The 24,778-nt window shown below is 58.0% G+C and carries 29 protein-coding genes; 12 read left to right on the top strand and 17 right to left on the bottom strand.

Features of this window, described 5'->3' with window-relative positions; genetic code table 11:
* Nucleotides 1-2 precede the first annotated feature (2 nt).
* From ACP7CZ_RS04885 to ACP7CZ_RS04835, 11 genes are all read right to left on the bottom strand, one after another.
* Nucleotides 3-176 (bottom strand): hypothetical protein, encoded by a 174-nt coding sequence (locus tag ACP7CZ_RS04885; RefSeq protein ID WP_172415461.1) that lies wholly within the window; start codon nucleotides 174-176, stop codon nucleotides 3-5.
* A gap of 87 nt (nucleotides 177-263) precedes the next feature.
* Entirely contained in the window at nucleotides 264-500 is a 237-nt protein-coding gene (locus ACP7CZ_RS04880) for a tail fiber assembly protein (protein ID WP_054917790.1), read from the bottom strand.
* 11 nt (nucleotides 501-511) lie between these two features.
* The gene (locus tag ACP7CZ_RS04875; protein WP_072447636.1) at nucleotides 512-1,276 is read right to left on the bottom strand and encodes a hypothetical protein; all 765 of its coding nucleotides are present in this window, start codon (nucleotides 1,274-1,276) and stop codon (nucleotides 512-514) included.
* 94 nt (nucleotides 1,277-1,370) lie between these two features.
* Complete coding sequence (locus ACP7CZ_RS04870) at nucleotides 1,371-1,907, bottom strand: phage tail protein (protein ID WP_072447634.1); 537 nt, start codon at nucleotides 1,905-1,907, stop codon at nucleotides 1,371-1,373.
* Nucleotides 1,904-2,542 (bottom strand): phage tail protein I, encoded by a 639-nt coding sequence (locus ACP7CZ_RS04865; protein WP_072447632.1) that lies wholly within the window; start codon nucleotides 2,540-2,542, stop codon nucleotides 1,904-1,906. Before ACP7CZ_RS04865 ends, ACP7CZ_RS04870 begins: the two co-directional genes overlap by 4 nt.
* Nucleotides 2,539-3,534: a baseplate J/gp47 family protein gene (locus tag ACP7CZ_RS04860; protein WP_252950949.1), complete on the bottom strand. Its 996-nt coding sequence runs from the start codon at nucleotides 3,532-3,534 to the stop codon at nucleotides 2,539-2,541. Before ACP7CZ_RS04860 ends, ACP7CZ_RS04865 begins: the two co-directional genes overlap by 4 nt.
* Nucleotides 3,531-3,863: a phage baseplate protein gene (locus ACP7CZ_RS04855; protein ID WP_032893295.1), complete on the bottom strand. Its 333-nt coding sequence runs from the start codon at nucleotides 3,861-3,863 to the stop codon at nucleotides 3,531-3,533. The genes ACP7CZ_RS04860 and ACP7CZ_RS04855 overlap by 4 nt, the downstream gene beginning before the upstream one ends.
* Nucleotides 3,864-3,872: 9 nt before the next feature.
* Nucleotides 3,873-4,484, bottom strand: a complete 612-nt coding sequence (locus tag ACP7CZ_RS04850; RefSeq protein ID WP_034126477.1) for a phage baseplate assembly protein V — start codon at nucleotides 4,482-4,484, stop codon at nucleotides 3,873-3,875.
* Nucleotides 4,485-4,487: 3 nt separating this feature from the next.
* Nucleotides 4,488-5,006: a hypothetical protein gene (locus ACP7CZ_RS04845; protein ID WP_294164411.1), complete on the bottom strand. Its 519-nt coding sequence runs from the start codon at nucleotides 5,004-5,006 to the stop codon at nucleotides 4,488-4,490.
* Between the two features lie 22 nt (nucleotides 5,007-5,028).
* Nucleotides 5,029-5,367, bottom strand: a complete 339-nt coding sequence (locus ACP7CZ_RS04840; RefSeq protein WP_034126475.1) for a phage holin family protein — start codon at nucleotides 5,365-5,367, stop codon at nucleotides 5,029-5,031.
* A gap of 590 nt (nucleotides 5,368-5,957) precedes the next feature.
* A complete protein-coding gene (locus ACP7CZ_RS04835) occupies nucleotides 5,958-6,701 on the bottom strand; it encodes a LexA family transcriptional regulator (protein ID WP_169918753.1) in 744 nt (247 codons plus the stop codon).
* 218 nt (nucleotides 6,702-6,919) lie between these two features.
* Here ACP7CZ_RS04835 and ACP7CZ_RS04830 point away from each other — a divergent pair, with 218 nt between their 5' ends.
* The 4 genes from ACP7CZ_RS04830 (at nucleotide 6,920) to fdxA (ending at nucleotide 11,214) form a co-directional block, all read left to right on the top strand.
* Nucleotides 6,920-7,408, top strand: a complete 489-nt coding sequence (locus tag ACP7CZ_RS04830; protein WP_034126473.1) for a Panacea domain-containing protein — start codon at nucleotides 6,920-6,922, stop codon at nucleotides 7,406-7,408.
* Nucleotides 7,401-7,772, top strand: a complete 372-nt coding sequence (locus ACP7CZ_RS04825; protein ID WP_032893301.1) for a hypothetical protein — start codon at nucleotides 7,401-7,403, stop codon at nucleotides 7,770-7,772. Before ACP7CZ_RS04830 ends, ACP7CZ_RS04825 begins: the two co-directional genes overlap by 8 nt.
* Before the next feature lie 384 nt (nucleotides 7,773-8,156).
* Complete coding sequence (gene mutS / locus ACP7CZ_RS04820; RefSeq protein ID WP_294164410.1) at nucleotides 8,157-10,748, top strand: DNA mismatch repair protein MutS; 2,592 nt, start codon at nucleotides 8,157-8,159, stop codon at nucleotides 10,746-10,748.
* Nucleotides 10,749-10,890: 142 nt separating this feature from the next.
* Nucleotides 10,891-11,214: a ferredoxin FdxA gene (fdxA, locus tag ACP7CZ_RS04815; protein WP_003172109.1), complete on the top strand. Its 324-nt coding sequence runs from the start codon at nucleotides 10,891-10,893 to the stop codon at nucleotides 11,212-11,214.
* A 524-nt stretch (nucleotides 11,215-11,738) separates the two neighbouring features.
* On the opposite strand, the gene apbC is transcribed toward fdxA, so the two are convergent.
* On the bottom strand, nucleotides 11,739-12,833 hold the full coding sequence (apbC, locus tag ACP7CZ_RS04810) for an iron-sulfur cluster carrier protein ApbC (protein ID WP_034126470.1): 1,095 nt from the start codon (nucleotides 12,831-12,833) through the stop codon (nucleotides 11,739-11,741).
* A 172-nt stretch (nucleotides 12,834-13,005) separates the two neighbouring features.
* On the opposite strand from apbC, the gene metG reads away from it, so the two are divergent.
* The 4 genes from metG to ACP7CZ_RS04790 all read left to right on the top strand — a co-directional run bounded on the left by metG (nucleotide 13,006) and on the right by ACP7CZ_RS04790 (nucleotide 17,102).
* The gene (gene metG / locus ACP7CZ_RS04805) at nucleotides 13,006-15,057 is read left to right on the top strand and encodes a methionine--tRNA ligase (RefSeq protein ID WP_294164409.1); all 2,052 of its coding nucleotides are present in this window, start codon (nucleotides 13,006-13,008) and stop codon (nucleotides 15,055-15,057) included.
* A gap of 87 nt (nucleotides 15,058-15,144) precedes the next feature.
* The gene (gene rsxB / locus ACP7CZ_RS04800) at nucleotides 15,145-16,113 is read left to right on the top strand and encodes an electron transport complex subunit RsxB (RefSeq protein ID WP_294164408.1); all 969 of its coding nucleotides are present in this window, start codon (nucleotides 15,145-15,147) and stop codon (nucleotides 16,111-16,113) included.
* Between the two features lie 60 nt (nucleotides 16,114-16,173).
* Nucleotides 16,174-16,812, top strand: a complete 639-nt coding sequence (gene nth / locus ACP7CZ_RS04795; RefSeq protein ID WP_294164406.1) for an endonuclease III — start codon at nucleotides 16,174-16,176, stop codon at nucleotides 16,810-16,812.
* A 107-nt stretch (nucleotides 16,813-16,919) separates the two neighbouring features.
* Nucleotides 16,920-17,102, top strand: coding sequence for a PA3496 family putative envelope integrity protein (locus ACP7CZ_RS04790; protein ID WP_294164404.1), 183 nt, complete (start codon nucleotides 16,920-16,922; stop codon nucleotides 17,100-17,102).
* An 83-nt stretch (nucleotides 17,103-17,185) separates the two neighbouring features.
* Here the strand turns inward: ACP7CZ_RS04790 and ACP7CZ_RS04785 are convergent, their stop codons facing one another.
* The 3 genes from ACP7CZ_RS04785 to ACP7CZ_RS04775 all read right to left on the bottom strand — a co-directional run bounded on the left by ACP7CZ_RS04785 (nucleotide 17,186) and on the right by ACP7CZ_RS04775 (nucleotide 20,686).
* The gene (locus ACP7CZ_RS04785) at nucleotides 17,186-17,818 is read right to left on the bottom strand and encodes a response regulator transcription factor (RefSeq protein ID WP_003188986.1); all 633 of its coding nucleotides are present in this window, start codon (nucleotides 17,816-17,818) and stop codon (nucleotides 17,186-17,188) included.
* A gap of 612 nt (nucleotides 17,819-18,430) precedes the next feature.
* On the bottom strand, nucleotides 18,431-19,648 hold the full coding sequence (locus ACP7CZ_RS04780; protein WP_003188984.1) for an argininosuccinate synthase: 1,218 nt from the start codon (nucleotides 19,646-19,648) through the stop codon (nucleotides 18,431-18,433).
* Nucleotides 19,649-19,777: 129 nt separating this feature from the next.
* Entirely contained in the window at nucleotides 19,778-20,686 is a 909-nt protein-coding gene (locus ACP7CZ_RS04775) for a flagellar protein MotY (protein ID WP_181123809.1), read from the bottom strand.
* A 156-nt stretch (nucleotides 20,687-20,842) separates the two neighbouring features.
* Between ACP7CZ_RS04775 and pyrC the strand changes: the two genes are divergently transcribed.
* Together pyrC and rnt are read left to right on the top strand one after the other, a co-directional pair.
* Entirely contained in the window at nucleotides 20,843-21,889 is a 1,047-nt protein-coding gene (gene pyrC / locus ACP7CZ_RS04770) for a dihydroorotase (RefSeq protein WP_032893318.1), read from the top strand.
* Nucleotides 21,886-22,557 carry a ribonuclease T gene (rnt, locus tag ACP7CZ_RS04765; RefSeq protein WP_003188980.1) on the top strand — a complete coding sequence of 224 codons (672 nt, stop codon included), beginning with the start codon at nucleotides 21,886-21,888 and terminating at the stop codon, nucleotides 22,555-22,557. Before pyrC ends, rnt begins: the two co-directional genes overlap by 4 nt.
* 66 nt (nucleotides 22,558-22,623) lie before the next feature.
* Here rnt and ACP7CZ_RS04760 read toward each other — a convergent pair whose 3' ends face one another.
* Nucleotides 22,624-23,226, bottom strand: a complete 603-nt coding sequence (locus tag ACP7CZ_RS04760; RefSeq protein WP_003172097.1) for a peroxiredoxin — start codon at nucleotides 23,224-23,226, stop codon at nucleotides 22,624-22,626.
* Between the two features lie 243 nt (nucleotides 23,227-23,469).
* On the opposite strand from ACP7CZ_RS04760, the gene ACP7CZ_RS04755 reads away from it, so the two are divergent.
* Both ACP7CZ_RS04755 and bfr read left to right on the top strand, forming a co-directional pair.
* The gene (locus tag ACP7CZ_RS04755; protein ID WP_017526354.1) at nucleotides 23,470-23,688 is read left to right on the top strand and encodes a bacterioferritin-associated ferredoxin; all 219 of its coding nucleotides are present in this window, start codon (nucleotides 23,470-23,472) and stop codon (nucleotides 23,686-23,688) included.
* A 200-nt stretch (nucleotides 23,689-23,888) separates the two neighbouring features.
* Nucleotides 23,889-24,359 (top strand): bacterioferritin, encoded by a 471-nt coding sequence (gene bfr, locus ACP7CZ_RS04750; RefSeq protein WP_054898039.1) that lies wholly within the window; start codon nucleotides 23,889-23,891, stop codon nucleotides 24,357-24,359.
* 68 nt (nucleotides 24,360-24,427) lie between these two features.
* Here the strand turns inward: bfr and grxD are convergent, their stop codons facing one another.
* Nucleotides 24,428-24,766 (bottom strand): Grx4 family monothiol glutaredoxin, encoded by a 339-nt coding sequence (grxD, locus tag ACP7CZ_RS04745; protein ID WP_054898038.1) that lies wholly within the window; start codon nucleotides 24,764-24,766, stop codon nucleotides 24,428-24,430.
* Between the last annotated feature and the right edge of the window lie 12 nt (nucleotides 24,767-24,778).

Genomic DNA, 24,778 nt, shown 5'->3' with positions numbered 1-24,778 from the left:
GGTTATTCAGCCTTCTTGGGGGTGGAGTTGAGGGCGCTGGTCAGTTCCAGGCGGCCAGCGGTGCGCAGGGCGGATGCTTCGACGTCGAGCAGTTCCAGCTCCTCACCGGCGGTAGACCAATGGCCGTTGCCGGTGGGGAATGGGATGAGGACGGTGTAGGTTTGGCGGGTGGGCATGGGTGGAGATCTCCGGGATGGAAAATGTTAAAGCCCCTGCAGGAGGGGCTTTCGGGGGGCGAAAAAACCGCTTTCGCGGTGGGGGGCTTACTTCAGGAAGCGGGGCTTTTCAGGCCATACCACCGCGTCCGGGTCGGCACCCTGATCGGGGATGTCGCGCAGAGCTTTACGGTAGGCCACGAACACTGAGCGATCTTCGTCGGCCATTGGGTAATCAGGCATGGCCGCATAGTCGCTAGATGCCAGGTCGGCGTCCCGGGACTTACGAATGAGCGTCCACTTGATCAAAGGGTGAAGCTCAGCAGGTACAAATTCAGGTTTCATCAATATTCTCCTTAACCCAAAGCCAACATGGTTCCCCAGTCAGCGGGGTGGGCAACTACGCCCGTACAAGCGCCCGCCAGCATTACTTCAACAACTCCACCCTCGGAGTTGCGCATTGGATGAAGATGCGCGTAATACCCAAAACGCTGGGCCGGCAATACCACCTCAGAACACCAACGCCACTTACCCTTTTCGCTCTGTGTACTCCAAAAACCTGAAACAGCGCCCTCAATCACTCGAACAAAAGCTCCGAAAGTCATACACGAATTCAGACTCACGGGCGTCCCTCCGCTTGCCCTGTCGCTGTCAACAGAATAAGGAAACGCAAGCCACATGCCGCTCTGCGGGGTGCCTTGATTGTCCGACCATTTCATTTGCCAGACGTTAATACTGGTGCGCCAATATCCAGTCGAGCTTATGTCGAAATCTGGATATTGCTCACGCACATCCGCCTGTACCTGAAGCATAAAGTCGACGTCCGCCTGAGGCCGCCCCGCAGTGTGCGCCGCCGCGGTCACCGTCCGCAGTTTTGTAGCAGTTACCTGTTGATGAACAGCCCACCCATCAATCAGGGTTCCCGTGGCATCCGCTGTCATATTGAAGTTTCGCGTAAGCGCCAGCCTAGGCAACCTCTGCTCCAGGCTTACAAGCTGTGCCTCATATTTTCGACGCGAAGCTTCAAGCGCCTTATCAATATCATCGACCTTGCTCGTAACGATGTTCGTCAAATTATTTGCCGCGCTTACAACAGCGGCCAATTGCTGTTCAGTACTCACTGTTTGAACTCCCTGTATTCCATTAATATTTCCCCTGAGTTTTCAATCAAGCCCAAAGAGCGGCTTCATGGTGACAAGTAAAATGGCTCTGTCGCTAAGTCGCATTCTTTTCCAAAGCCATTACCCGAAATAGAACCCCTACACCTCGGGCCATGTTGTCGACGCTTGCCGCCGAAAGAGAAGCAAGCTCTTCGACCAGCAAAATATTGAGGTTTTCAGACCCCACTACCACCGTAACGCTATCCGCCGGCAACGGCGAGACATCCAGCGTAAACTTCTGCAGCACCCGCGCCGCCGCCGCTTTATACGTCAGCAACTTCCCCGCCACGGAATACACCGCCAACAACGTCCCGCTGGCGAGGTAAAACCCGAACTCGCCAATCTCATACTCACCATCGCCATCGAACAGCGCGGCCATCCTGAGTTGGCGCTCGCCCAGGTCTTCGTAATCAACGATGGCCACCCGTTGGCGCTCGTCACGCAAGGCCACTTCGCTGCCGTCGGGGTTGTAGCGTGCGGTGCCGGCGCCGATGTGGGTGATTTCGCCTTTGAGGCCCTGGTTCTTTGCCTGCAGCACTTCATCCAAACCTTTGGAGGTGAAGCGCACCAGGCGCGTGATTTCATCTGTCATGGCTGCGCCCTGAGGTCGTAATCGTTAATGGTGTAGTGCTGGGCAACCCCGGCACTGTTTAGTCGGGCCACCAGCGCCAGGTCCGGCAGCGCGCCGTTCAGATAGAACTCGCCGTCGCTTAAAGGCGCGTCGAGCACTTGCGTGAGCGCGAGCTGGCCTTCGGTCTCATGCACGATGGTAATCGTCGCCTGATCACGCTCACTTTTTGCCGCGTTGATGCGGCGGATCAGCCGGTTGTGATCGCCGCTGGACCAGCTGCGCCCGATGATCGCCTGCACGTCGAAGGTGTAAGGCACGCCCAGCGGACGTTGCTGGTACCAGGCGCTGATATTGGGCGTGAAGCCCAATGACTCCACCGCATGACTCAGCGCCTTGGGTGTGCCGGCCTGGCGCTGGATCTGCCAGGACAACGCTACGGTCAGACGCTTTTCCGCCTCGCTGGCCTCGGCATCCCATTCGCTGACGCCACGGTCGGCGGCCAGGTAAGGCAGGAATTCGCTGGGGGTGTGCAGCGGGTTCATCAGTGCCGGAAACGGCGGCGTGACACGCTCAATCAATGTGCCGAAGCCCAGGTCCAGGGCCTTTTCCAGCGGTGAACTGTTGGCAGGCAGCAAACTCGCTTTGGGTTCACTCATAGGGTGCGCACCTCCACCTCGACGCCCGTGCAATACGGGGCCTGGAACGCGGTGCTGACAATCGGCGCCAGCGGTTCCAGGATGTGCAGTTGCGCAGCGCCGGCGCTGTGGATGGCGTAGTCGATCCAACTGGGGTCGACCCGCCCTTCCAGGCGATGGCAGGACTCTGCGTAGTCTTGCAGCAGTTTCTGCGCCGCCACTTGGGTCAGCCCGGAGTCCGGGCCGGCGTTGATCTTGGCCACCACGCGAATTTTGTAGGGTTGAATCTGTGCGCCCTGAACGCTGACAAGGTCGGTTTCGGGCCGTACATCCGGCCGTGCGAAATGTCGACGTACACCGTCAAGCAAGTCGGCAGATGGCGTGCCGTCACCCTCCCTGGAAAGCACGGTGACCATGACTTCCCCCGGTGCGGTGCGTCGGGCGTTGCCGTCCTTGATCTGGGCCGCGTAGCCGTCCGGGTCGAAGGTGTAGGTGACCGTCACCACACCCGGCGTCGCGCTCTGTACTTTCACCGCCGGGCGCTCGCCGAGGGTGAACACTTCGCGGCGATACTGCATGCGTGATCCCGCTGCCGGCGCGTGGGGGGCCAAGTAGTAACGCAGGCGAGCGTCGTCGTCGCTTTCCAGGGTTGGCGGCACCGGCGGGAACGCCGCCGGGTCGCCAGGGTCGAGCATTTGGCGTTCAAGGCCCATATCGGCCAGGCGTGCATCCAGGTTACTGTCGGTTGCCCACCACGCCAGCATCTGCTTGATGCGGGCGTTGTATTTGCGTTCGTGGGTTTGCAGACGCACGCAAAAAGCTTCCAGGGCCAGGGTCAGCAGTTCGCTCTCGTTGTCGAGGCTGACCTGGAGTTTGGCTGCGCTTTGCGGAGCGCGGGTGGCGACATAGTCGATGACAAACGCTTTGAATTCGGCCAGCAACGGTTCGAACTCATCCACCTTAATGATGGCCGGTTCCGCCAGTTGGTTCTGGCCGGGGATCAACATGCTCATGTCACGACCTCGAAGGATTGTTGGCGGTTTTTCCAGGTGCCGGCAAACCGCAACAGCAGGCCGGCGCCCTGGCGAGTGGCGACGATGACCTGAGGGTCGAAGTCGCCGATGCCGTTGTGGGTGTTGTAGAAGGCCTGCGCGGCGTGGCTCTGGGCGAGGATCAACAGGTCGTCGCCGAGGTTCTGGCCGAGCAACTGTGGGATCAGCGAGCCGTACAACGGGCGTTTTTGCCGAGTGCCCACAGGGGTGGTCAGCGCTCGGGTGGCGCGCTGCACAAATTGCAGCCAGTCGTCGACGGCCGCCCCGGTGTTCCTATCGATTCCAAGCATGGGGTGTCCTTATCGGGGGCTGATGACGCGTCCTTGATGGTCCACCACCGGGCCGCTGAAGTGCGCGCCGCCGGCATCCAGCAACAGACTGGTGCCGCCGACTTGCAGGGTGATGCCTTGGGCGTTGAGGGTCAGGCTGGCGGCGCCGACTTTGACGTCAACCTGTTCGCGGGAACCGCTGAAGCTGGTCGGGCCGTTGACCCAGTTGAAGGTGTGGCTGGCGTCGTCATAGTCGCTTTGGGTGCCATCTTGATGCCGGCGCCGAGTCAGCGTTGCCACGCTGGAGACCGGCGGGAAGCGATCACTGTTAAGGCCGAACAGGGCCACGGATTGCACACCGCCCTCCCCCCCGCCGTAGTTGAGCAGCAGGCATTGCTCACCCACCGTGGGAATGCGGGTTTCGGTTTGTGCACCGGCACTGGGGTTGAAAAAGCGGATCGCCGGGGTCAGCAAATCACCGTGGCTGACCTTGCAGGTGTTGCTGGCTGCATCGACCTGCTGGCAAATTCCGATCCGGCAGAAGCTTTCAGCGCGGCGGTAAAGGTCTTCGAGCTGGCTCTCCATCTCTGCCAGGCGTTCGACGATCGGTCCCAATTGCATGCGTAACAGCGCGTCGAACATGGGCTACTCCGCCAGTGGCTGGTATTGGGTTGGGTCGTCGATGTTGGAGACGTCCCAGGTACAGGCAAATAGCGGTTGGCCTGTGGGATCGTCGAGTAACGCCGGCCCCAGATAGAGGGTTTGCGTGAAGGAAACCGTCCAGGTGTCGTAGTCCGTTTCTACGGAAGTGCGCAAAGCGGGCGCAGCGACGATATTCGCGGGCAAATCGCACTGTGCCGGGGGCAGGTCCCATCGGTTATCCAGCACCAGGTCCATCAGTTGGCTGGCCAGGTCGCAGGCATCGAACGCCAATGCACCGGGAGCAACCATGGCCCTGAGTGAAATGGCCAAGACGTGGGCTTTGCGCCCCTCGCGAGAGCGAATGCCAGGGCCATTACCTTCGACCGTAACCATTACGCCGTTTTTTTTTTCAGCGTCGCCCTGGAAATCCTGGTGGCTCCCCACCTTGAGGCCCGGAAGGGCTGCATGCAGCGCCGCGCCAATGCCCTGGGGCAGTTGCGATGGCTTTTCGATAAGCGTCATTTTAGTAGCGTCCTTGCAACAATTACTGCGGGTCCTGGCGGGAGCCTTGGTTGATCCCGATGCGCTTGGCCGCCCACCGCTCGTAAAGGCCGATAGCCACGTCAGCACCGGCCATGGCGGTCAGGCAACCAATGGCGCCGGCGGTCCAGATCGACATGCCGGCGGCGTAGCACAGCATCAAAGCCGAAACCCCGCAAACCATGCACGCCCCGGAACGCAGGGCCAGGCGGCGGATCAACGACCAACCGCGGGCGCCCTCCTTGTCGGCCCGCCACATCTCGCCGGATACACCGCCGATCACTGCCAGTACGATGACCAGCCAGATAGGCATCTCCGCTAACGCTTGCTGTTCACTTGTCATGTCACGCCTCCTGGCTGAGCAATAAATAGTCCGTATTTCATTTACAAATGCTTGAGTAGGTAGGCATTCCAAAAAGCCCGGTCGCCCGGGCTTTTCAGTAATGATGTCCTCGGACTTTCGGCGCTACTGGCGCGGTACGGTCCTTTCCTCGATGTTTTTCCGACCACGATCCCTGTCTGCCGGATAACTGCTTTTGGTGCTTTACGCTGCACACCCGGGTCAGTTGCCAACCCTCTGAACCGTTAAGGCCGGTTCATCGCTGCCTGTTGTTGAAGCGTTGAAACTAAAGAGCGTCGGCATCCTTGCCGGTGTTGCCTGGCATCCCTGTCATCGCTTCGATGGCGTCCTTGCCGATGTTGCGTGCCTTCCTTGTCTTCCTTGGCAGCATCCTTGCCGCCTCCACCAAGCCTTGTTGGCTGGCTTGAGATGAAGAATATGCATGTATGCATATACAGTCAATGCACAAATGCATTTATTTTTGCTACAGGAATGCACGGATGCATTCGAAGCCTGGCGGGCTTGGGTTTTGCCGGTTTTCTATGGACGAAAAAAAACCCGCACATGGGCGGGTTTCTTCTTACGCGTGGAGGTTAGCGGGCGTACATGCCCCACCAGAAAACATGACCGAGGATGCTGATCTGCTCATCCTGGATATCCTGGAAGCTGTAGTCCTCATCGGGGTGTTCATCACGGTTGAAGCTGCGCAGGCGAATACCGGAAGGTAGGCGGTAGAGCTGTTTAACCCGCAACTGGCCGTTGTGATTGATGGCATACAGGTCACCATCCACGATATCGCCAATGCCGCTCTTGCCGGCATTCACCCCTACCGTGGCGCCGTCGCGCAATACCGGCAACATACTGTTGCCACGTACCGTCACGCATTTGGCCTGGTCGAACTGCACACCATTATGCCGCAGGCTGCGCTTGCCGAACCGCAGACTGGCCTTCTCACTTTCCTCGATGACGAATCTTCCTGATCCAGCAGCCAATTCAACCTCGCGCAGAAAGGGGATCGACACCTCGTCATCATTAACGGGGGTGTCGTCGTCCCACAGGCTTATGTCCTTGAGTTCCGAATGCATCGGGTCGCGCCCATCGTCGCGCACAACGCCCACTGCTGCGCGCCCGCGCAGGTAATCAGTACTGACGCGAAAATACTCGGCGATGCGCGAGATGTGTTTATCCGACGGATCAACGATCTTGCCGCTGAGGATCCGGGACAGTGTGGATTGAGGCACGCCGGTGCGCCGATGGAGCTCCGTGGGGGAGATCCGGTCGCGATCCAGCAGTTCTCTTAAGACGATAGAAACGTTGCGTTTTTGCATAACGCGGATAGTGACGGGAGTTTCTGAGGTTGGCAAATGCTAATTTGCATATTTATGCATTAAACATCCGACTTTCAATTAATTCGAATCAAAATACTGTATATACACCCAGCATTCTACTATTCTGCCAGCTTGGTATTGCTGCCGATCAACACCTTGCATGTCGACAACTCAAGGCCTATGTATAAAACTCTTTGACAACGTAGCCAGCAACGACGGAGGTGCTCATGGCTTATTCAGCGCTAGCTGTTGCTAACGCCTTCATTGAACGCGCGAAGGAAGGCAAGGTTTCGGGCCTGACCCCGATGAAGCTGCAGAAACTGCTGTTCTATACACAGTCCTGGCATTTGCGCGAACGGGACCAGCCCCTGATGGATGACCACTTCGCCCGCTGGCAGTATGGCCCGGTCATCCCGTCGCTTTACCATGAGTTGAAATCCTACGGTAATCGCCCGGTGACCGCGCTGCTCAGCAACCTGAAGCCCGACGCCGAAGACATTGTCTTCGTGACACCGAGGGTTCCTGAGAGCGATACCTACACCCATCGTTTGATTGACCGGATCATTAACAAATACGGCAAATGGTCCGGGACCCAACTGTCCAACCTGTCCCACGAGGACGGCACAGCCTGGGCCCTCAAGGGTGCCGACGGTTCTGCCATCGACTGGGAAGACATGGCAACACTCATTCACCCAAAGAGCCGCATCCGTGAGTGAAGAACTCGACAACCTGGAACTCACCCTGCCCCCCGCGGCAGGGCCTGACCAGGACACCCAAGCCGGTGGCGAGCAAGCCATAGGCACCGACGATGAAAGAAACCAAAACTTAAAAGACCAAAAGGCCGAACGGCAACTGCGCAAGAAGTATGCGGGACGTGCATTCTGGTTTGCCGCCTGCGGTGTGATCTTCTGGGCGGTTCTTTTGGTTTGGAATGGGTGGTCGACGTATTACTCGGGTAAAGCGCCGTTCTCGGACAATGTATTGATTGCCATCACTACGGCGACTTCAATCAATTTGTTTGCTGCGTTTCTTGGGGTGATCAGAGGGTTGTTTCCGGCCAGTGGGCGTAGATCCAAATAGTCTGATCGTATTCACGACCTGCGTTTCTATCTCGTATTGAGATATGAATGCGCGTGAGTCAGCCCCTGATTTTCAGGGCTCTGACCGGATTGTCTAACGCTGCTGCAATGCCTGATTGAACCGCTAACCTGTGGCGAGGGCGCTTGCTCCCGCTCGGCTGCGTAGCAGCCATTTTCCAGGGACGCTGCGCGCTCCACCGGGAGCAAGCTCCCTCGCCACGGTTATGTTGGTGTTTCTTGAGGCGGCACCGCTTTCGTGGTTTACCTGGCCGCTTGCGACCTGCGAAGGTCCGACCTCGCGTGTTAACCTTGCCGCCATCGCAAAAAATGCTGGGCCAAGCGCCCCCTTTGCCCCATCACTTTCAACGAATTTGCCTATTACCCAATGAGTAAAAACTCCTCAGATCTGTCCTCCCACACCCCGATGATGCAGCAGTACTGGCGCCTGAAAAACCAGCACCCTGATCAGTTGATGTTCTATCGCATGGGCGACTTCTACGAGATCTTCTATGAAGACGCGAAGAAGGCCGCCAAGCTGCTGGACATCACCCTGACCGCGCGCGGGCAGTCGGCGGGGCAGTCGATTCCGATGTGTGGGATTCCTTACCACTCGTTGGAAGGCTACCTGGTCAAGCTGGTGAAGCTGGGTGAGTCGGTGGTGATCTGTGAGCAGATCGGCGACCCGGCCACCAGTAAAGGGCCGGTGGAGCGTCAGGTAGTACGCATTATTACGCCGGGCACGGTGAGTGATGAGGCGTTGCTGGATGAGCGTCGCGACAACCTGATTGCGGCGGTGTTGGGCGATGAGCGTTTGTTCGGCCTGTCGGTGCTGGATATCACCAGCGGCAACTTCAGCGTGCTGGAGATCAAGGGCTGGGAGAACCTGCTGGCGGAACTTGAGCGTATCAATCCGGTGGAGTTGTTGATTCCGGATGATTGGCCCAAGGACTTGCCGGCAGAGAAACGTCGTGGGACCAAGCGTCGTGCACCGTGGGATTTCGAGCGCGACTCTGCGCTGAAAAGTCTGTGCCAGCAGTTCTCGGTGCAGGACCTTAAAGGCTTCGGTTGCGAAACCCTGACCCTGGCCATCGGTGCCGCAGGCTGCTTGCTCAGCTACGCCAAGGAAACCCAGCGCACTGCTCTGCCTCACTTGCGCAGCCTGCGCCATGAGCGTCTCGACGATACCGTGGTGCTCGATGGCGCCAGCCGTCGCAACCTGGAACTGGACACCAACCTGGCCGGTGGGCGTGATAACACCCTGCAATCGGTGGTGGACCGTTGCCAGACCGCGATGGGCAGCCGTTTGCTGACCCGTTGGTTGAACCGTCCGCTGCGGGATTTGACGGTGCTGCAAGCGCGCCAGTCTTCCATTACCTGCCTGCTCGACGGCTATCGCTTTGAAAAACTGCAGCCGCAACTGAAAGAGATTGGCGATATCGAGCGCATCCTGGCGCGGATCGGCCTGCGCAATGCGCGGCCCCGCGACTTGGCGCGCCTGCGCGATGCCTTGAGCGCCCTGCCGCAGCTGCAAGTCGCGATGACCGAACTGGACACGCCGCACCTGCAACAGCTTGCCGTCACCGCTGGCACTTACCCGGACCTCGCGGCGCTGCTGGAAAAGGCCATTATCGACAACCCGCCGGCGATCATTCGTGACGGCGGCGTGTTGAAAACCGGCTACGACAGCGAGCTGGATGAGCTGCAATCCCTGAGCGAAAACGCCGGGCAGTTCCTGATCGACCTGGAAGCCCGCGAAAAAGCCCGTACGGGCCTGGCCAACCTGAAGGTCGGCTACAACCGCGTGCATGGTTACTTTATCGAGCTGCCGAGCAAGCAGGCCGAGTCGGCGCCTATCGACTATCAACGTCGCCAGACCCTCAAAGGCGCCGAGCGTTTTATCACCCCTGAGCTCAAAGAGTTCGAAGACAAGGCGCTGTCAGCCAAAAGCCGCGCCCTGGCGCGGGAAAAAATGCTCTACGAAGCCTTGCTCGAGGACTTGATCAGCCGCCTGGCGCCGTTGCAAGACACCGCCGCCGCCCTGGCGGAGCTGGATGTATTGAGCAACCTCGCCGAACGTGCGCTGAACCTGGACCTCAATTGCCCACGGTTTGTCAGCGAACCGTGCATGCGTATCGTGCAAGGTCGTCACCCGGTGGTAGAGCAGGTGCTGACCACGCCGTTCGTCGCCAATGACCTGTCGCTGGACGACGATACCCGCATGTTGGTGATCACCGGTCCGAACATGGGTGGTAAATCCACTTACATGCGCCAGACCGCGCTTATCGTGTTGTTGGCGCATATCGGCAGCTTCGTACCGGCAGCCAGTTGCGAATTGTCCCTGGTAGACCGCATTTTCACGCGGATCGGCTCCAGCGATGACCTGGCCGGCGGCCGTTCGACCTTTATGGTGGAAATGAGCGAAACCGCCAACATTCTGCACAACGCCACCGAACGCAGCCTGGTGCTGATGGACGAAGTGGGCCGCGGCACCAGCACCTTCGACGGCCTGTCCCTGGCCTGGGCCGCGGCCGAACGCTTGGCGCATCTGCGTGCGTACACGCTGTTCGCCACGCACTACTTCGAGCTGACGGTGTTGCCGGAAAGCGAGCCGCTGGTGGCCAACGTGCATCTCAATGCCACCGAGCACAACGAGCGCATCGTGTTCCTGCACCATGTGCTGCCAGGGCCGGCGAGCCAGAGTTATGGTCTGGCCGTGGCGCAGTTGGCCGGTGTGCCGAACGAGGTGATCACTCGTGCCCGCAAACACCTCAGCCGCCTGGAAACAACGGCGCTGCCCCATGAAACGGTGGTCGCCAGCCCTGCCAAGGCCAGCAAGAAACCTGCCGCGCCGCACCAGAGCGATATGTTCGCCAGCTTGCCCCATCCAGTGCTGGATGAGTTGGCAAAACTTGACCTGGATGACTTGACGCCACGTAAAGCGCTCGAAATGTTATATGCACTGAAGACTCGGATATAACGCAGACGCTTGCAAGCTGATAGAATCTCGCGCGGTTTGGGATGCTGCGGGCTTTTAGCCTGGTCCGCAGACTATCGCTCTCAAACCTCGCGAACCCCACCACAAGGGGTTTCGCTGCCGCCGCCTGAGGAGAAAATTAGAAATGACCTTCGTCGTCACCGACAACTGCATCAAGTGCAAGTACACCGACTGCGTAGAAGTCTGTCCGGTGGACTGCTTCTACGAAGGCCCGAATTTCCTGGTTATCCACCCGGATGAGTGCATCGACTGCGCCCTGTGTGAACCAGAATGCCCGGCCGTCGCGATTTTCTCCGAGGACGAAGTGCCTGCGGGCATGGAGCAATTCATTCAATTGAACGTCGAGCTGGCCGAAGTGTGGCCAAACATCACCGAGCGCAAAGATCCGATGCCGGATGCCGCTGAATGGGATGGCAAGCCCAACAAAATTGAGCAACTAGAGCGCTAAAGCGCCGCTGCCCAACAAAAAAAGGCCCCTTGAGGGCCTTTTTTGCGTTCGGGTGCCTGCATTCACTTTTCTACAGGCAAAAAAAAGGGGCGGTATGACCCGCCCACATTTTTTCCCTAGTCCCTGTATTCCTTTTCATCATCCTGATGAATCGCATCCTGCGACGTTCCTTCAAACCATCGTTCCTTGATGGCTGTGCCAATCCGTGGACACAGGGCTGATGTTAGAGCGTTCCCAGAGAAGTTCAACGCGATCCCCACGGCGGGCTGACAAACTTTTTCGCTCGCCAGAATTAAAATAATCTTTATTTTTCAAAAGGTTAGATAATAGCTTCGTCGATTCAAGACGTACGTAACCGCTAAAAAAACCAAACACTTACGGAAAAGTAAGCGAATGCTTACACGCGCATTACGCAAAGTAGCAGCAAGCCCTATTGGCGCCCCACCTGTAGGAGCGAAATCGCTCGCGAAAAACCTGAGAGCACCACGGATCGTCAGGCTTTTCGCGTAACCGTTAAAGCCTAATCAATCGTCGCTCACGGTAATGGTCGGCATCGCCGGCGTCGTCGCTTCCTGCAAAACAATCCGCGCACCGACGTGACGGGCCAATTCCTGATAGATCATCGCGATCTGCCCATCAGCCTCTGCCGCTACGGTAGGTTTGCCACCATCGGCCTGCTCGCGAATCTCCATCGCCAATGGCAACGATGCCAACAGTTCAACGCCATACTGGGTAGCGAGCTTCTCGCCCCCACCTTCACCGAACAGATGCTCGGCATGCCCGCAGTTGGAACAGATGTGCACCGCCATGTTTTCCACAACACCCAGCACCGGAATGTTGACCTTGCGGAACATCTCCACACCTTTCCTGGCGTCGAGCAGCGCCAGGTCCTGAGGCGTGGTGACAATCACTGCACCGGCCACCGGAACTTTCTGCGCAAGGGTCAACTGAATGTCGCCGGTGCCTGGCGGCATGTCGATCACCAGGTAGTCGAGGTCGCCCCAAGCCGTTTGTGTGACCAGTTGCAGCAACGCACCGGAGACCATCGGCCCGCGCCAGACCATCGGGGTGTTGTCATCGGTGAGAAACGCCATGGACATCACTTCCACACCCAGCGACTCGATGGGCACAAACCATTTTTGATCCTTCACCTTCGGCCGCGTGCCTTCGGCGATGCCGAACATCACGCCCTGGCTCGGCCCGTAGATGTCGGCATCGAGAATGCCCACGCGCGCACCTTCCCGCGCCAGGGCCAGGGCCAGGTTGGCCGCCGTGGTCGATTTACCCACACCGCCCTTGCCGGACGCCACCGCCACCACGTTCTTGACGTTGGCCAGGCCCGGGATCTGCGCCTGGGCCTTGTGCGGCGCGATCACACATTGGATATCGACCTTGGCCGAACCCACGCCGTCCAGGCCCTCGATGGCCATTTGCAACATCTGCGCCCAACCGCTTTTGAACAAACCCGCGGCATAACCCAGTTGCAACTGCACCGACACCTGGTCGCCCTGGACCTCGATGGCACGCACACAACCGGCACTGACCGGGTCCTGGTTCAAATAAGGGTCGGTGTACTGGCGAAGAACGGCTTCCACCGCTGCGCGATTGACGGCGCTCATGGGCTACTCCCGAAAAAAGACTGACTGAAACAGGCGGCTATCCTAACCGTTCCAGCCGCCGAGCGGCATGCTTTCGAAGGTGCGCAAGATACTGAAACAGCGTCACGGGGTGAAATAAATTTCCCGGCGCTTTATAGTGGCCGACCTCCGTTTCATCAAGTAGCCGAGCCCCATGTCCGAGCCACGCAAGATCCTCGTTACCAGCGCCCTGCCCTATGCCAATGGTTCGATCCATCTTGGCCATATGCTTGAGTACATCCAGACCGATATGTGGGTGCGCTTCCAGAAGCATCGCGGCAATCAATGCATTTATGTCTGCGCGGACGACGCCCACGGTTCGGCCATCATGTTGCGCGCCGAAAAGGAAGGCATCACCCCGGAACAACTGATCGCCAATGTGCAGGCTGAACACAGCGCCGACTTTGCCGAGTTCCTGGTGGACTTCGATAACTTCCATTCGACCCACTCGGACGAAAACCGCGAGCTGTCGAGCCAGATCTACCTGCGGTTGAAGGAAGCCGGGCACATCGACCAACGTTCGGTGACCCAGTATTTCGACCCGGAAAAGAAGATGTTCCTGGCCGACCGTTTCATCAAGGGCACCTGCCCGAAATGCGGCACCGAAGACCAGTACGGCGACAACTGCGAAAAATGCGGCGCGACCTACGCACCGACCGACTTGAAGGATCCCAAGTCAGCGATCTCCGGCGCCACTCCGGTGCTCAAGGACTCGCAGCACTTCTTCTTCAAGCTCCCGGATTTCCAGCAAATGCTGCAAACCTGGACGCGCAGCGGCACCTTGCAGGACGCCGTGGCCAACAAACTCTCCGAATGGCTCGACAGTGGCCTGCAGCAGTGGGACATCTCCCGCGACGCGCCGTACTTCGGCTTCGAGATTCCGGGCGAGCCGGGCAAGTATTTCTATGTTTGGCTGGACGCGCCGATCGGCTACATGGCCAGCTTCAAGAACCTGTGCGATCGCACCCCGGAGCTGGACTTCGACGCGTTCTGGGGCAAGGACTCCACCGCCGAGCTGTACCACTTCATCGGCAAGGACATCGTCAACTTCCACGCGCTGTTCTGGCCAGCGATGCTTGAAGGCTCGGGCTATCGCAAGCCGACCGGTATTGCCGTGCACGGCTACCTGACGGTCAACGGCCAGAAAATGTCCAAGTCCCGTGGCACCTTTATCAAGGCGCGCACCTACCTGGACCACCTGTCGCCGGAATACCTGCGCTATTACTACGCGTCCAAGCTGGGCCGTGGCGTCGACGACCTGGACCTGAACCTGGAAGACTTCGTACAGAAGGTCAACTCGGACCTGGTGGGTAAAGTCGTCAACATCGCCAGCCGTTGCGCCGGGTTTATCCACAAGGGCAACGCCGGTGTACTGGTAGCCGAGAACGCCGCACCGGAACTGACCGACGCCTTCCTGGCCGCCGCGCCGAGCATCGCCGACGCTTATGAAGCCCGCGACTTTGCCCGCGCCATGCGCGAGATCATGGGCCTGGCCGACCGCGCCAACGCCTGGATCGCCGACAAGGCGCCGTGGTCACTGAACAAGCAGGAAGGCAAGGAAGCTGAAGTCCAGGCGATCTGCGCCACCGGAGTCAACCTGTTCCGTCAGTTGGTGATTTTCCTCAAGCCGGTGCTGCCATTGCTGGCCGCCGATGCCGAGGCGTTCCTCAACGTACCGCCGTTGAGCTGGAACGATCACACCACCTTGCTCGGCAATCATCAGTTGAACGCGTTCAAGCCCTTGATGACCCGAATTGACCCGGTGAAAGTCCAGGCAATGACCGACGCTTCGAAAGAAGACCTGGTCGCCAGCCAGACTGATACCGGCCAATCCACGCCGGCGGGCAATGGCGAGCTGGCCAAGGACCCGATTTCCCCGGAAATCGATCTCGACGCCTTTGCCGCCGTGGATCTGCGCGTGGCGCTGATCATCAAGGCCGAAGCCGTGGAAGGTGCCGACAAGCTGCTGCGCCTGACGCTGGATATCGGCGACGAGCAGCGCAACGTGTTTTCCGGCATCAAGAGCGCTTACCCGGACCCGTCCAAGCTCGATGGCCGCCTGACCATGATGATCGCCAACCTCAAGCCACGGAAAATGAAGTTCGGCATTTCCGAAGGCATGGTGATGGCGGCGGGCCCTGGCGGCGAAGAAATCTACCTGCTGAGCCCGGACAGCGGTGCCAAGCCGGGTCAACGCATCAAGTAACCTCTGCAAAATGCCCCGCTGTTGCTACGGCGGGGCTTCTCAGCTTGCCCTCCTCCCTGGGCCGGGCGTCCACGCTATGATCACAGCATGAACCTCATTCAACGTATCGACGCGCTGCTGCCGCAGACTCAATGCGGCAAGTGCGGGCACCCGGGTTGCAAGCCTTACGCAGAAGGCATCGCTAAAGGCGAAGCCATCAACAAGTGCCCGCCCGGTGGGCAGGATACCATTGCCGGGCTCGCGCAACTGCTGCGCCTGCCGGTACTGGAGCTGGACACCAGTCGTGGAGATGCGCCTGCGCAAGTCGCCTATATCCGCGAAGCCGAATGCATCGGTTGTACCAAATGCATCCAGGCCTGCCCGGTGGACGCCATTGTGGGTGCCGCCAAGCTGATGCACACCGTGATTGTCGACGAGTGCACAGGTTGCGACCTGTGTGTTGCGCCCTGCCCTGTCGACTGTATCGAGATGCGCCCGCTTGCTGACGTTGTGCCTATCGTCGGTGACTTGGCCAGCAACGATGATGAACGGCGTGCACGCGACCTCAAACGCAACCGGGCGCGGCGACGCTTCGAACAACGTAACGCCCGCCTGCAACGTGAAGAAGCCTGCAAGCTCGCCGAACGCCTGGCACGAGCCAAGCGCGCAGCGCCGATGGAGGTTGCACCGGTCGATAACACTCAGGCCGCTCAGGACGCTGCGATCAAGCAGGCCAACAGCAGCGTCGCCATGAGTCGCGCTCAGTTGCACAAATCCTTGAAAGCGTTTGGGCATCCGCCGACCTTTGAGCAACAGTCGCAATTGATTATGCTGCAGCGACAGTTCGAGGCATCCGAGCAGGCGCTTGCCGCACTGGAGGCCAACACCTCACCGCAGCCACCGAAGACGGCCACAAAAAGCGCCGAGTTCAAGCGCGCAAAAATCCAGCTGGCCATGCGCCGTGCAGCGTTGAAAAAGGCTCAGGATCACCATGCTGACGAGCATCAATTGGCAACCTTGAAAGCTGCATTGAATGACGCCGAGCAAACGGTGCAAGATGCCGAGGCCAACGGCTGACCCACTGCGCTGTGTATTACTAACATCACGCCGACCGCCTGCAAGGAAACGTCTGTCCCTATGAATGCCGCAAAACGCCTGGAAATCTTCCGCAGGTTTCACGAAGACAATCCGGAACCGAAAACCGAACTGGCCTACTCCTCACCGTTCGAATTACTGATTGCGGTGATCCTTTCGGCTCAATCCACGGACGTTGGCGTTAACAAGGCCACGGCGAAGTTGTACCCTGTGGCCAATACACCCGCCGCGATTTACGCTCTGGGTGTGGAAGGCCTGTCCGAATACATCAAGACCATCGGCCTGTATAACAGCAAGGCCAAGAATGTGATCGAAACGTGCCGCCTGCTGTTGGAGCTGCATGGAGGCGAGGTACCACAAACCCGCGAAGCCCTCGAAGCCTTGCCTGGCGTGGGCCGCAAAACGGCAAACGTGGTGCTCAATACGGCGTTTCGGCAGTTGACCATGGCGGTGGACACGCACATTTTCCGCGTCAGCAACCGAACCGGCATTGCACGGGGCAAGAATGTGGTTGAGGTGGAAAAGCAATTGATGAAGTTCGTGCCCAAGCCCTATCTGCTCGACTCCCACCATTGGCTGATCCTGCACGGACGCTACGTTTGCCAGGCCCGCAAGCCGCGCTGCGGCAGCTGCCGTATCGAAGACTTGTGCGAATACAAGGCGAAGACCTCCGACGATTGAGCGATCATTGGTTTTTGTGATCAGACGATTGAAAAAATCTTTTTTACCCGTTCGCGGATTATCGCTATAAGGAGCCCCAACGGCAGTCTTAGCCTGGAGTTGACCTTATGAGCGCTGGCAACGAACAACTGGAAGTGGAAGACGACCTCGTTGAGTCGGATGACGATGTGGTAGAGGCACCTGTGGCAGAGGTGGCCAAGGCCAATTTAAGCAAACGCCGCACTATCGACAATCTTCTGGAAGAGCGACGCTTGCAAAAACAGCTGGCCGATTACGACTTCGATCTCTGATCGAGCCGTTGACGGCCGGAAGCCTCCCTGACGGAGGCTTTTTTCTGCCGGTTACACGGGTATTCAAGGGGGGCAATATCCTCCTAGACCAAGCCGTTGCGCTGGGCCAGTTCGATCAGGTCCACGAGGGACCTGGCATTGAGCTTGAGCAGCAAGCGCGTCTTGTAGGTACTGACGGTTTTGTTGCTGAGGAACATGCCATCGGCAATTTCCTTGTTGGTTTTGCCACGGGCCAGTTGCTGCAGCACCATCATCTCCCGTCCCGATAAGCGTTCGACCATGTCGGCTTCACTGGCATTGCCCATGGTTGACCGCACTGAGTTGAGCGCCTGGTTCGGGAAATAGCTATAGCCGGAAAGCACCGCCTTGATGGCACTGAGCAACTCTGTCAGATCCTGCTGCTTGCACACATAGCCGGCGGCACCCGCCTGCATGCAGCGCATGGAAAAATGGCCAGGCGCCTGGGACGTCAGCACCAGCACCTTGAACGAGACGGCTTGCTTGGTCGAAGCCAGCCGACAAATAACTTCCAGGCCGTCGAGCTTGGGGATTCCGATATCCAGTATCACAATATCCGGCATATGTTCACGTGCAAGTTGCAACGCATCGACACCGTTATCAGTCTCGGCAACGACCTCATAACCATGACGCTCCATTAGCATGCGCACAGCAAGACGAATGACGGGATGATCATCCACGATCAGCACTTTATTCATGAGAAAGTCCAATTTCGCTGTTCGAATTATTTAGAGCAAACACAATAGCCTAGTCGATTACTAGTTGGCATAGCATTCCCCCCCGAGCAAGAGCAGGCAGAGACCCAACCCACAAGAAGATAGGAATTAGCCTACAAAAATTCGCCAACTTAGATGCATATAGCTTTATGGTTGCTTTCAGACCTTTCTCGACGCGTACATATTTTGAGTGAAAGATCATGACCATCAGCCCGCGAAAGTAAACGTGCCGCACAAGTCTTTCAGGAAATACCCCTTGTTTGTCGCAATGACGCCAGCAAACCGCCCCAAAAAAACTATTCGCATTAGTTCCATTTAACATATTTCGACACTTCCATAATTCCTACAGAAAATTCAACAACTCACATATCCATTGCAGCTACATGAGTGAATTTTCTGTCAGACATAGTTCCTCCTCAGATGTAAAAAATCATTCAACCTTAAAAACATAAAGATAAACTGGATAATAATTGCGCAAGTTAGGGAAAATCCTTAAACACACGCTAAACGCTAATAAACAGCACCGCATCTAAAATCCAGGCAAAAAAAATGACCCCTTGCAAAAGGGGCCATTTTTCACGACGGGCGCACGGTTCAGAACAACGAGCGGCCCTTGTTGGCAGCAATGCGCATGCGCAGTGCGTTCAACTTGATGAAGCCTGCCGCATCCGCCTGATTGTAGGCGCCGCCGTCTTCTTCGAAGGTGGCGATGTTGGAGTCGAACAGCGACTCATCGGACTTGCGGCCGGTGACGATCACGTTGCCCTTGTACAGCTTCAGGCGCACGACACCGTTCACGTGAGCCTGGGAGGCGTCGATCATCTGTTGCAGCATCAGACGCTCAGGGCTCCACCAGTAACCGGTGTAGATCAGGCTGGCATACTTGGGCATCAGCTCGTCTTTAAGGTGGGCGACTTCACGGTCCAGGGTGATGGACTCGATGGCGCGGTGGGCACGCAGCATGATGGTGCCGCCCGGGGTTTCGTAGCAACCGCGAGACTTCATGCCCACATAACGGTTCTCGACGATGTCGAGACGGCCGATACCATGCTGACCGCCGATACGGTTCAGGGTCGCCAGTACGGTGGCCGGGGTCATTTCAACGCCGTCCAGCGCAACGATGTCGCCGTTGCGGTAAGTCAGTTCCAGGTACTGCGCCTTGTCTGGAGCGTTCTCCGGGGAGACCGTCCATTTCCACATATCTTCTTCGTGCTCGGTCCAGGTGTCTTCCAGCACGCCGCCTTCATAGGAAATGTGCAGCAGGTTGGCGTCCATCGAGTACGGCGACTTCTTCTTGCCATGGCGCTCGATCGGAATAGCGTGCTTTTCAGCGTAATCCATCAGCTTTTCACGGGACAGCAGGTCCCATTCACGCCACGGCGCAATGACTTTAACGCCTGGCTTGAGTGCATAGGCACCCAGTTCGAAACGTACCTGGTCGTTGCCCTTGCCGGTGGCGCCGTGAGAAATGGCGTCGGCGCCCGTTTCGTTGGCGATCTCGATCAGGCGCTTGGCGATCAGCGGACGTGCGATGGAGGTACCCAGCAGGTACTCACCTTCGTAGACAGTGTTGGCGCGAAACATCGGGAAAACGAAATCGCGGACGAACTCTTCGCGCAGGTCGTCAATGTAGATCTCTTTCACGCCCATGGCTTGCGCCTTGGCACGTGCAGGTTCGACCTCTTCACCCTGACCCAGGTCAGCGGTGAAGGTCACCACTTCACAGTTATAAGTATCCTGCAGCCACTTGAGGATCACCGAAGTGTCCAGGCCGCCGGAATACGCGAGAACGACCTTGTTTACGTCGGCCATGCCATCACTCCACGGGGTTGTACGGAAAGGCGACGATTCTACCGATCAAAACCGTGAAATTACAGGGGCGCGACAGCAAATGAAGATAAAGCGACAGATTATGTCGAGTGGGCGACCGATGGTCGCCTCTTATGAGGTAGCCGCCGGGTTGCTCGGCGCAGTGGCCTGAGGCGCCGGTTTCTCTGGGGCAGCCACCCGCTCAAGCTGAATATTTACACGGCGGTTACGCGCACGGTTGGCGGCATTAGTGTTGGGCGCCAAGGGGTAGCTTTCGCCATGGAAGCGCATCGTGATTTGCGATTCCTGGATGCCGTTGGCCTTGAAGTAGTCCATCACCGCCAGGGCGCGGCGCCGTGAGACGTCACGGTTGGTCAGGCGATTGCCACTGTTGTCGGAATGACCGTTCAACTCGACATGATTGACCGTGGGATCGGCTTTCATGAATACCAGGATCACCGACAACTTCTTCTTGGCCGCCGCGTCCAGCTCAATACCACCACCGGGGAAGCCCACTTCAGTCTGTTTGACCTGGTCGTAATTCATGGGCAGCAGCTTGGTGGTGCACACCTGATAATCGTTGTACGCCTTGTTGAACTTCACAGGCAGCAGGCGAATTTCCGAGTAGCCGCCTTGACGCCCGTAATGCCGCACGGTCGGGCTGCGCCCTTCAAGCAAACCCGTGAACAGGCGGCCGGCCTGGGCCTGGGAGCTATTGAACAGGACGTCGCCGCTGCCGACACGCACGGCCCCAAGGTTGATATCACCTCGGCCCGGCTGCCACGGCGCGGCCGCGGCCAATAAGGTTGCCGAGCCGGCGCCAAGAGTGCCGCCATAGGTTTTCAGACGAAACGTTGCCTGCTCACCGGCCCGGCGCACGAACTCACCGGAACCGAAATCGGTGATCGGCTGGGTCAGGCGGCACTCGAACTGATCGCCCTCTACCTTCCACTCAATATTCTCCAGACGTGTCTGGAACGTGAGGGCCGCCGCAGGCAGGCTGGCGAACACACTGAGCAGGGCTAGACAATACTGGCGCACGGGAGGCTCCACTGGTTTCTACAACACTTCAAAGCGTCATACATCGTTAAGGCATACCCGGAGATATCGGTAGCATCCGGCAAAACTTGATAGCGAGTGCCTGCAAGAGTCTTTTCCGGTAGCATTCCCACCAGATTGACCCGCCTGGAATCCCCAATGTCCGACCGCCTGACCCTGCTGCGTCCCGACGACTGGCATATTCATCTTCGCGATGGTGCTGCGTTACCCCAAACCGTGGCCGATGTGGCCCGCACGTTTGGCCGTGCCATCATCATGCCTAACCTGGTACCTCCGGTGCGCAATGCCGCAGAAGCCGACGCCTATCGCCAGCGCATCCTCGCTGCACGACCGGCCGGCAGCCGCTTCGAACCGTTGATGGTGCTCTACCTGACCGACCGCACCCAGCCTGAAGAAATTCGTGAAGCCAAGGCCAGCGGTTATGTGCACGCCGCCAAGCTGTACCCGGCAGGTGCGACCACCAACTCCGATTCCGGTGTAACCAGTATCGACAAGATCCTGCCGGCGATCGAAGCCATGGCGGAGGTCGGCATGCCATTGCTGATCCACGGGGAAGTCACCCGTGGCGACGTGGATGTGTTCGATCGCGAAAAAATCTTCATCGATGAACACATGCGTCGTGTGGTCGAGTTGTTCCCTACGCTCAAAGTGGTGTTTGAACACATCACCACCGCCGATGCGGTGCAATTCGTCAGCGAAGCGTCGGCCAACGTTGGCGCGACCATCACCGCTCATCACCTGCTCTACAACCGCAACCACATGCTGGTGGGCGGGATTCGGCCGCATTTCTATTGCCTGCCTATCCTCAAGCGCAATACCCACCAGGTGGCACTGCTGGATGCCGCCACCAGCGGCAGCCCGAAGTTCTTCCTCGGCACCGACTCTGCGCCACACGCCCAGCACGCCAAGGAAGCCGCATGCGGCTGCGCCGGCTGCTACACCGCGTTTGCCGCCATCGAGTTGTACGCCGAAGCGTTCGAACAGCGTAACGCGCTGGACAAACTCGAAGGTTTCGCCAGCCTCAACGGCCCGCGTTTCTACGGCCTGCCGGCGAATACCGACCGCATTACCCTGGTTCGTGAAGACTGGACCGCCCCTGCCAGCCTGCCGTTTGGCGAGCTGACCGTTATCCCGCTGCGCGCCGGTGAAACACTGCGCTGGCGCCTGCTGGAGGAAAGCAAGTGAGTGAAGACCATTACGACGACGAACAAGAGCACGGCGGTGGCGGCTCGCGCCATCCGATGGCCGAGCGTTTTCGCGGCTATCTGCCGGTCGTCATCGACGTAGAAACCGGTGGTTTCAACTGCGCCACCGATGCCTTGCTGGAAATTGCCGCGACCACCATCGGCATGGACGAACAGGGCTTTGTGTACCCGGAACACACTCATTTCTTCCGCGTCGAGCCGTTTGAAGGCGCCAATATCGAAGCCGCTGCCCTGGAATTCACCGGGATCAAGCTCGACCACCCACTGCGTATGGCGGTAAGTGAAGAAGCGGCGCTGACCGATATCTTCCGTGGCGTGCGCAAGGCGTTGAAGGCCAATGGCTGCAAACGTGCGATTCTGGTCGGCCACAACAGCAGTTTCGACCTGGGCTTCCTGAACGCCGCCGTGGCGCGGCTGGACATGAAGCGCAACCCGTTTCATCCGTTCTCCAGTTTCGACACCGCAACGCTTGCCGGCCTGGCCTACGGTCAGACCGTTCTGGCCAAAGCCTGCCAGGCGGCCGGTATCGACTTTGACGGGCGTGAAGCCCACTCGGCCCGCTACGACACCGAGAAGACCGCCGAGCTGTTCTGCGGCATCGTCAATCGGTGGAAACAGATGGGCGGCTGGGAAGACTTCAACGACTGAAGGCAAATCCCGCGCATAAAAAAACCGGCCTTTTCAGGCCGGTTTTTTTTGTACCGTGACGTTGGCTTACAGCTTGCCAGCGTTCTCGGTCAGGTAAGCCGCTACGCCTTCAGGCGAAGCGTTCATGCCTTTGTCGCCTTTTTTCCAGTTGGCAGGGCAGACTTCGCCGTGCTCTTCGTGGAATTGCAGCGCGTCGACCAGGCGGATCAGCTCTTCCATGTTACGGCCCAGCGGCAGGTCGTTGATGATCTGCGAGCGCACAACGCCCTTGTCGTCGATCAGGAACGCGCCACGGAACGCCACGCCGCCTTCGGACTCAACGTCGTAAGCCTTGGCGATGTCGTGCTTCATGTCGGCAGCCATGGTGTATTTGACTTTGCCGATGCCGCCGTCGTTGATGGCGGTGTTGCGCCAGGCGTTGTGGGTGAAATGGGAGTCGATGGAAACCGCGACCACTTCAACATTGCGCGCCTTGAAATCGTCCATGCGGTGGTCCAGGGCGATCAGCTCCGAAGGGCAGACGAAGGTGAAGTCCAGCGGGTAGAAGAACACCAGGCCGTATTTGCCTTTGATGGCTTCAGACAGTTTGAAGCTGTCTACGATTTCGCCATTGCCGAGGACGGCTGGTACGTCGAAATCCGGGGCTTGTTTACCGACGAGTACGCTCATTGGATATCTCCTGATATAGGGGTGACGATTGAAGTAAAAGGACCGGTCGAGTCTGCCTGTGGAAACAGACAGAAATATGACGCAATCACGCTTCGTGAAGACCGACCATCATACACCGAAAAAACCGTTCGTCAGCGCACGGGCAATTCCCCCCGGATTGCTGCTGAAACTATTTTGACAATCATTCTCGTTAACATTAAGATCCATCGCACTTAAGCCATAAACCCGCGACGGTTCTCACTTATGTATGTCTGCCTCTGCACTGGCGTCACCGACGGACAAATCCGCGAAGCAATCTATGAAGGTTGCTGCAGCTACAAAGAAGTGCGTGAAACCACCGGCGTTGCCAGCCAGTGCGGCAAATGTGCTTGCTTGGCCAAGCAAGTGGTACGGGAAACCCTGACGCAGCTGCAAACAGCCCAGGCCGCACTCCCCTACTCGACAGAATTTACACACGCCTGATAGGCATGTTTTAAAGAGCCGGACCTTGTGTCCGGTTTTTTTATGCCTGTAATTCAATTAGTTAGCGCCAAGACGCGGAACACAAACATTCTTATTCCGATTAATTTTCATTTATTATTCAATAACTTAGGTTTGACACTAGGATTTTCACCGCTCAGACTCCGCCCTATACACAGCTATTACAGGGCAGGACCCCAGTCATGAAAGGCGACATCTCAGTCATCCAGCAACTCAACAAAATCCTTGCCAATGAACTGGTCGCGATCAATCAGTACTTCCTGCATGCGCGCATGTACGATGACTGGGGCCTGGAAAAGCTCGGCAAGCGTGAATACAAAGAATCGATCAAGGCCATGAAGGACGCCGACGCGCTGATCAAGCGCATCCTGTTCCTGGAAGGCCTGCCGAACGTGCAGGACCTGGGCAAGCTGAACATCGGCGAGCACACTCAGGAAATGATCAGCAGCGACCTGGGCTTTGAGCGCAAGAGCCACAGCGACCTGAAGGCTGGTATCGCTCACTGCGAAACCAAGGGCGATTTCGGCAGCCGTGAACTGTTGGAAGATATCCTGGAAGATCAGGAAGAGCATATCGACTGGCTTGAAACCCAGTTGGGCCTGATCGACAAGGTCAGCCTGGAGAATTACCTGCAATCGCAGATGGGTGAATAACCCGTAGCGTTCAGGCACAAAAAAGCCCCGCTCTCACCAGAGAAGCGGGGCTTTTTATTGCTCGCCAATTAGGCGTCAGTCTTGACTGCTGCTTTTTGCGCTGCGTCTTTGATCAGCGCTTGCAGCGAGCCATCAGCTGCCATTTCAGTGATGATGTCGCTACCGCCAACCAGCTCACCGGCTACCCACAACTGCGGGAAAGTCGGCCAGTTGGCGTACTTTGGCAGGTTGGCGCGGATTTCAGGGTTTTGCAGGATATCCACGTAAGCGAACTTCTCGCCACATGCCATCACAGCCTGGGACGCTTTTGCGGAGAAACCGCACTGAGGCGCGTTAGGTGCGCCCTTCATGTAAAGCAGAATGGTGTTGTTGGCAATCTGCTCTTTGATCGTTTCGATGATATCCATGGAACACCTCTG

The organism is Pseudomonas sp. DWP2-2, assembly GCF_049897065.1.
Lineage (GTDB): Bacteria > Pseudomonadota > Gammaproteobacteria > Pseudomonadales > Pseudomonadaceae > Aquipseudomonas > Aquipseudomonas paracarnis.
This window is presented reverse-complemented; position numbering and strand designations above follow the sequence as displayed.

Excerpts from the sequence above, each read along its gene's own strand:
- ACP7CZ_RS04885 (WP_172415461.1), bottom strand. The coding sequence starts at position 176 with ATGCCCACCCGCCAAACCTACACCGTCCTCATCCCATTCCCCACCGGC.
- ACP7CZ_RS04880 (WP_054917790.1), bottom strand. The coding sequence starts at position 500 with ATGAAACCTGAATTTGTACCTGCTGAGCTTCACCCTTTGATCAAGTGG.
- ACP7CZ_RS04870 (WP_072447634.1), bottom strand. The coding sequence starts at position 1,907 with ATGACAGATGAAATCACGCGCCTGGTGCGCTTCACCTCCAAAGGTTTG.
- ACP7CZ_RS04865 (WP_072447632.1), bottom strand. The coding sequence starts at position 2,542 with ATGAGTGAACCCAAAGCGAGTTTGCTGCCTGCCAACAGTTCACCGCTG.
- ACP7CZ_RS04860 (WP_252950949.1), bottom strand. The coding sequence starts at position 3,534 with ATGAGCATGTTGATCCCCGGCCAGAACCAACTGGCGGAACCGGCCATC.
- ACP7CZ_RS04855 (WP_032893295.1), bottom strand. The coding sequence starts at position 3,863 with ATGCTTGGAATCGATAGGAACACCGGGGCGGCCGTCGACGACTGGCTG.
- ACP7CZ_RS04850 (WP_034126477.1), bottom strand. The coding sequence starts at position 4,484 with ATGTTCGACGCGCTGTTACGCATGCAATTGGGACCGATCGTCGAACGC.
- ACP7CZ_RS04845 (WP_294164411.1), bottom strand. The coding sequence starts at position 5,006 with ATGACGCTTATCGAAAAGCCATCGCAACTGCCCCAGGGCATTGGCGCG.
- ACP7CZ_RS04840 (WP_034126475.1), bottom strand. The coding sequence starts at position 5,367 with ATGACAAGTGAACAGCAAGCGTTAGCGGAGATGCCTATCTGGCTGGTC.
- ACP7CZ_RS04830 (WP_034126473.1), top strand. The coding sequence starts at position 6,920 with ATGGCTTATTCAGCGCTAGCTGTTGCTAACGCCTTCATTGAACGCGCG.
- mutS (WP_294164410.1), top strand. The coding sequence starts at position 8,157 with ATGAGTAAAAACTCCTCAGATCTGTCCTCCCACACCCCGATGATGCAG.
- fdxA (WP_003172109.1), top strand. The coding sequence starts at position 10,891 with ATGACCTTCGTCGTCACCGACAACTGCATCAAGTGCAAGTACACCGAC.
- apbC (WP_034126470.1), bottom strand. The coding sequence starts at position 12,833 with ATGAGCGCCGTCAATCGCGCAGCGGTGGAAGCCGTTCTTCGCCAGTAC.
- metG (WP_294164409.1), top strand. The coding sequence starts at position 13,006 with ATGTCCGAGCCACGCAAGATCCTCGTTACCAGCGCCCTGCCCTATGCC.
- rsxB (WP_294164408.1), top strand. The coding sequence starts at position 15,145 with ATGAACCTCATTCAACGTATCGACGCGCTGCTGCCGCAGACTCAATGC.
- nth (WP_294164406.1), top strand. The coding sequence starts at position 16,174 with ATGAATGCCGCAAAACGCCTGGAAATCTTCCGCAGGTTTCACGAAGAC.
- ACP7CZ_RS04790 (WP_294164404.1), top strand. The coding sequence starts at position 16,920 with ATGAGCGCTGGCAACGAACAACTGGAAGTGGAAGACGACCTCGTTGAG.
- ACP7CZ_RS04785 (WP_003188986.1), bottom strand. The coding sequence starts at position 17,818 with ATGAATAAAGTGCTGATCGTGGATGATCATCCCGTCATTCGTCTTGCT.
- ACP7CZ_RS04780 (WP_003188984.1), bottom strand. The coding sequence starts at position 19,648 with ATGGCCGACGTAAACAAGGTCGTTCTCGCGTATTCCGGCGGCCTGGAC.
- pyrC (WP_032893318.1), top strand. The coding sequence starts at position 20,843 with ATGTCCGACCGCCTGACCCTGCTGCGTCCCGACGACTGGCATATTCAT.
- ACP7CZ_RS04760 (WP_003172097.1), bottom strand. The coding sequence starts at position 23,226 with ATGAGCGTACTCGTCGGTAAACAAGCCCCGGATTTCGACGTACCAGCC.
- ACP7CZ_RS04755 (WP_017526354.1), top strand. The coding sequence starts at position 23,470 with ATGTATGTCTGCCTCTGCACTGGCGTCACCGACGGACAAATCCGCGAA.
- bfr (WP_054898039.1), top strand. The coding sequence starts at position 23,889 with ATGAAAGGCGACATCTCAGTCATCCAGCAACTCAACAAAATCCTTGCC.
- grxD (WP_054898038.1), bottom strand. The coding sequence starts at position 24,766 with ATGGATATCATCGAAACGATCAAAGAGCAGATTGCCAACAACACCATT.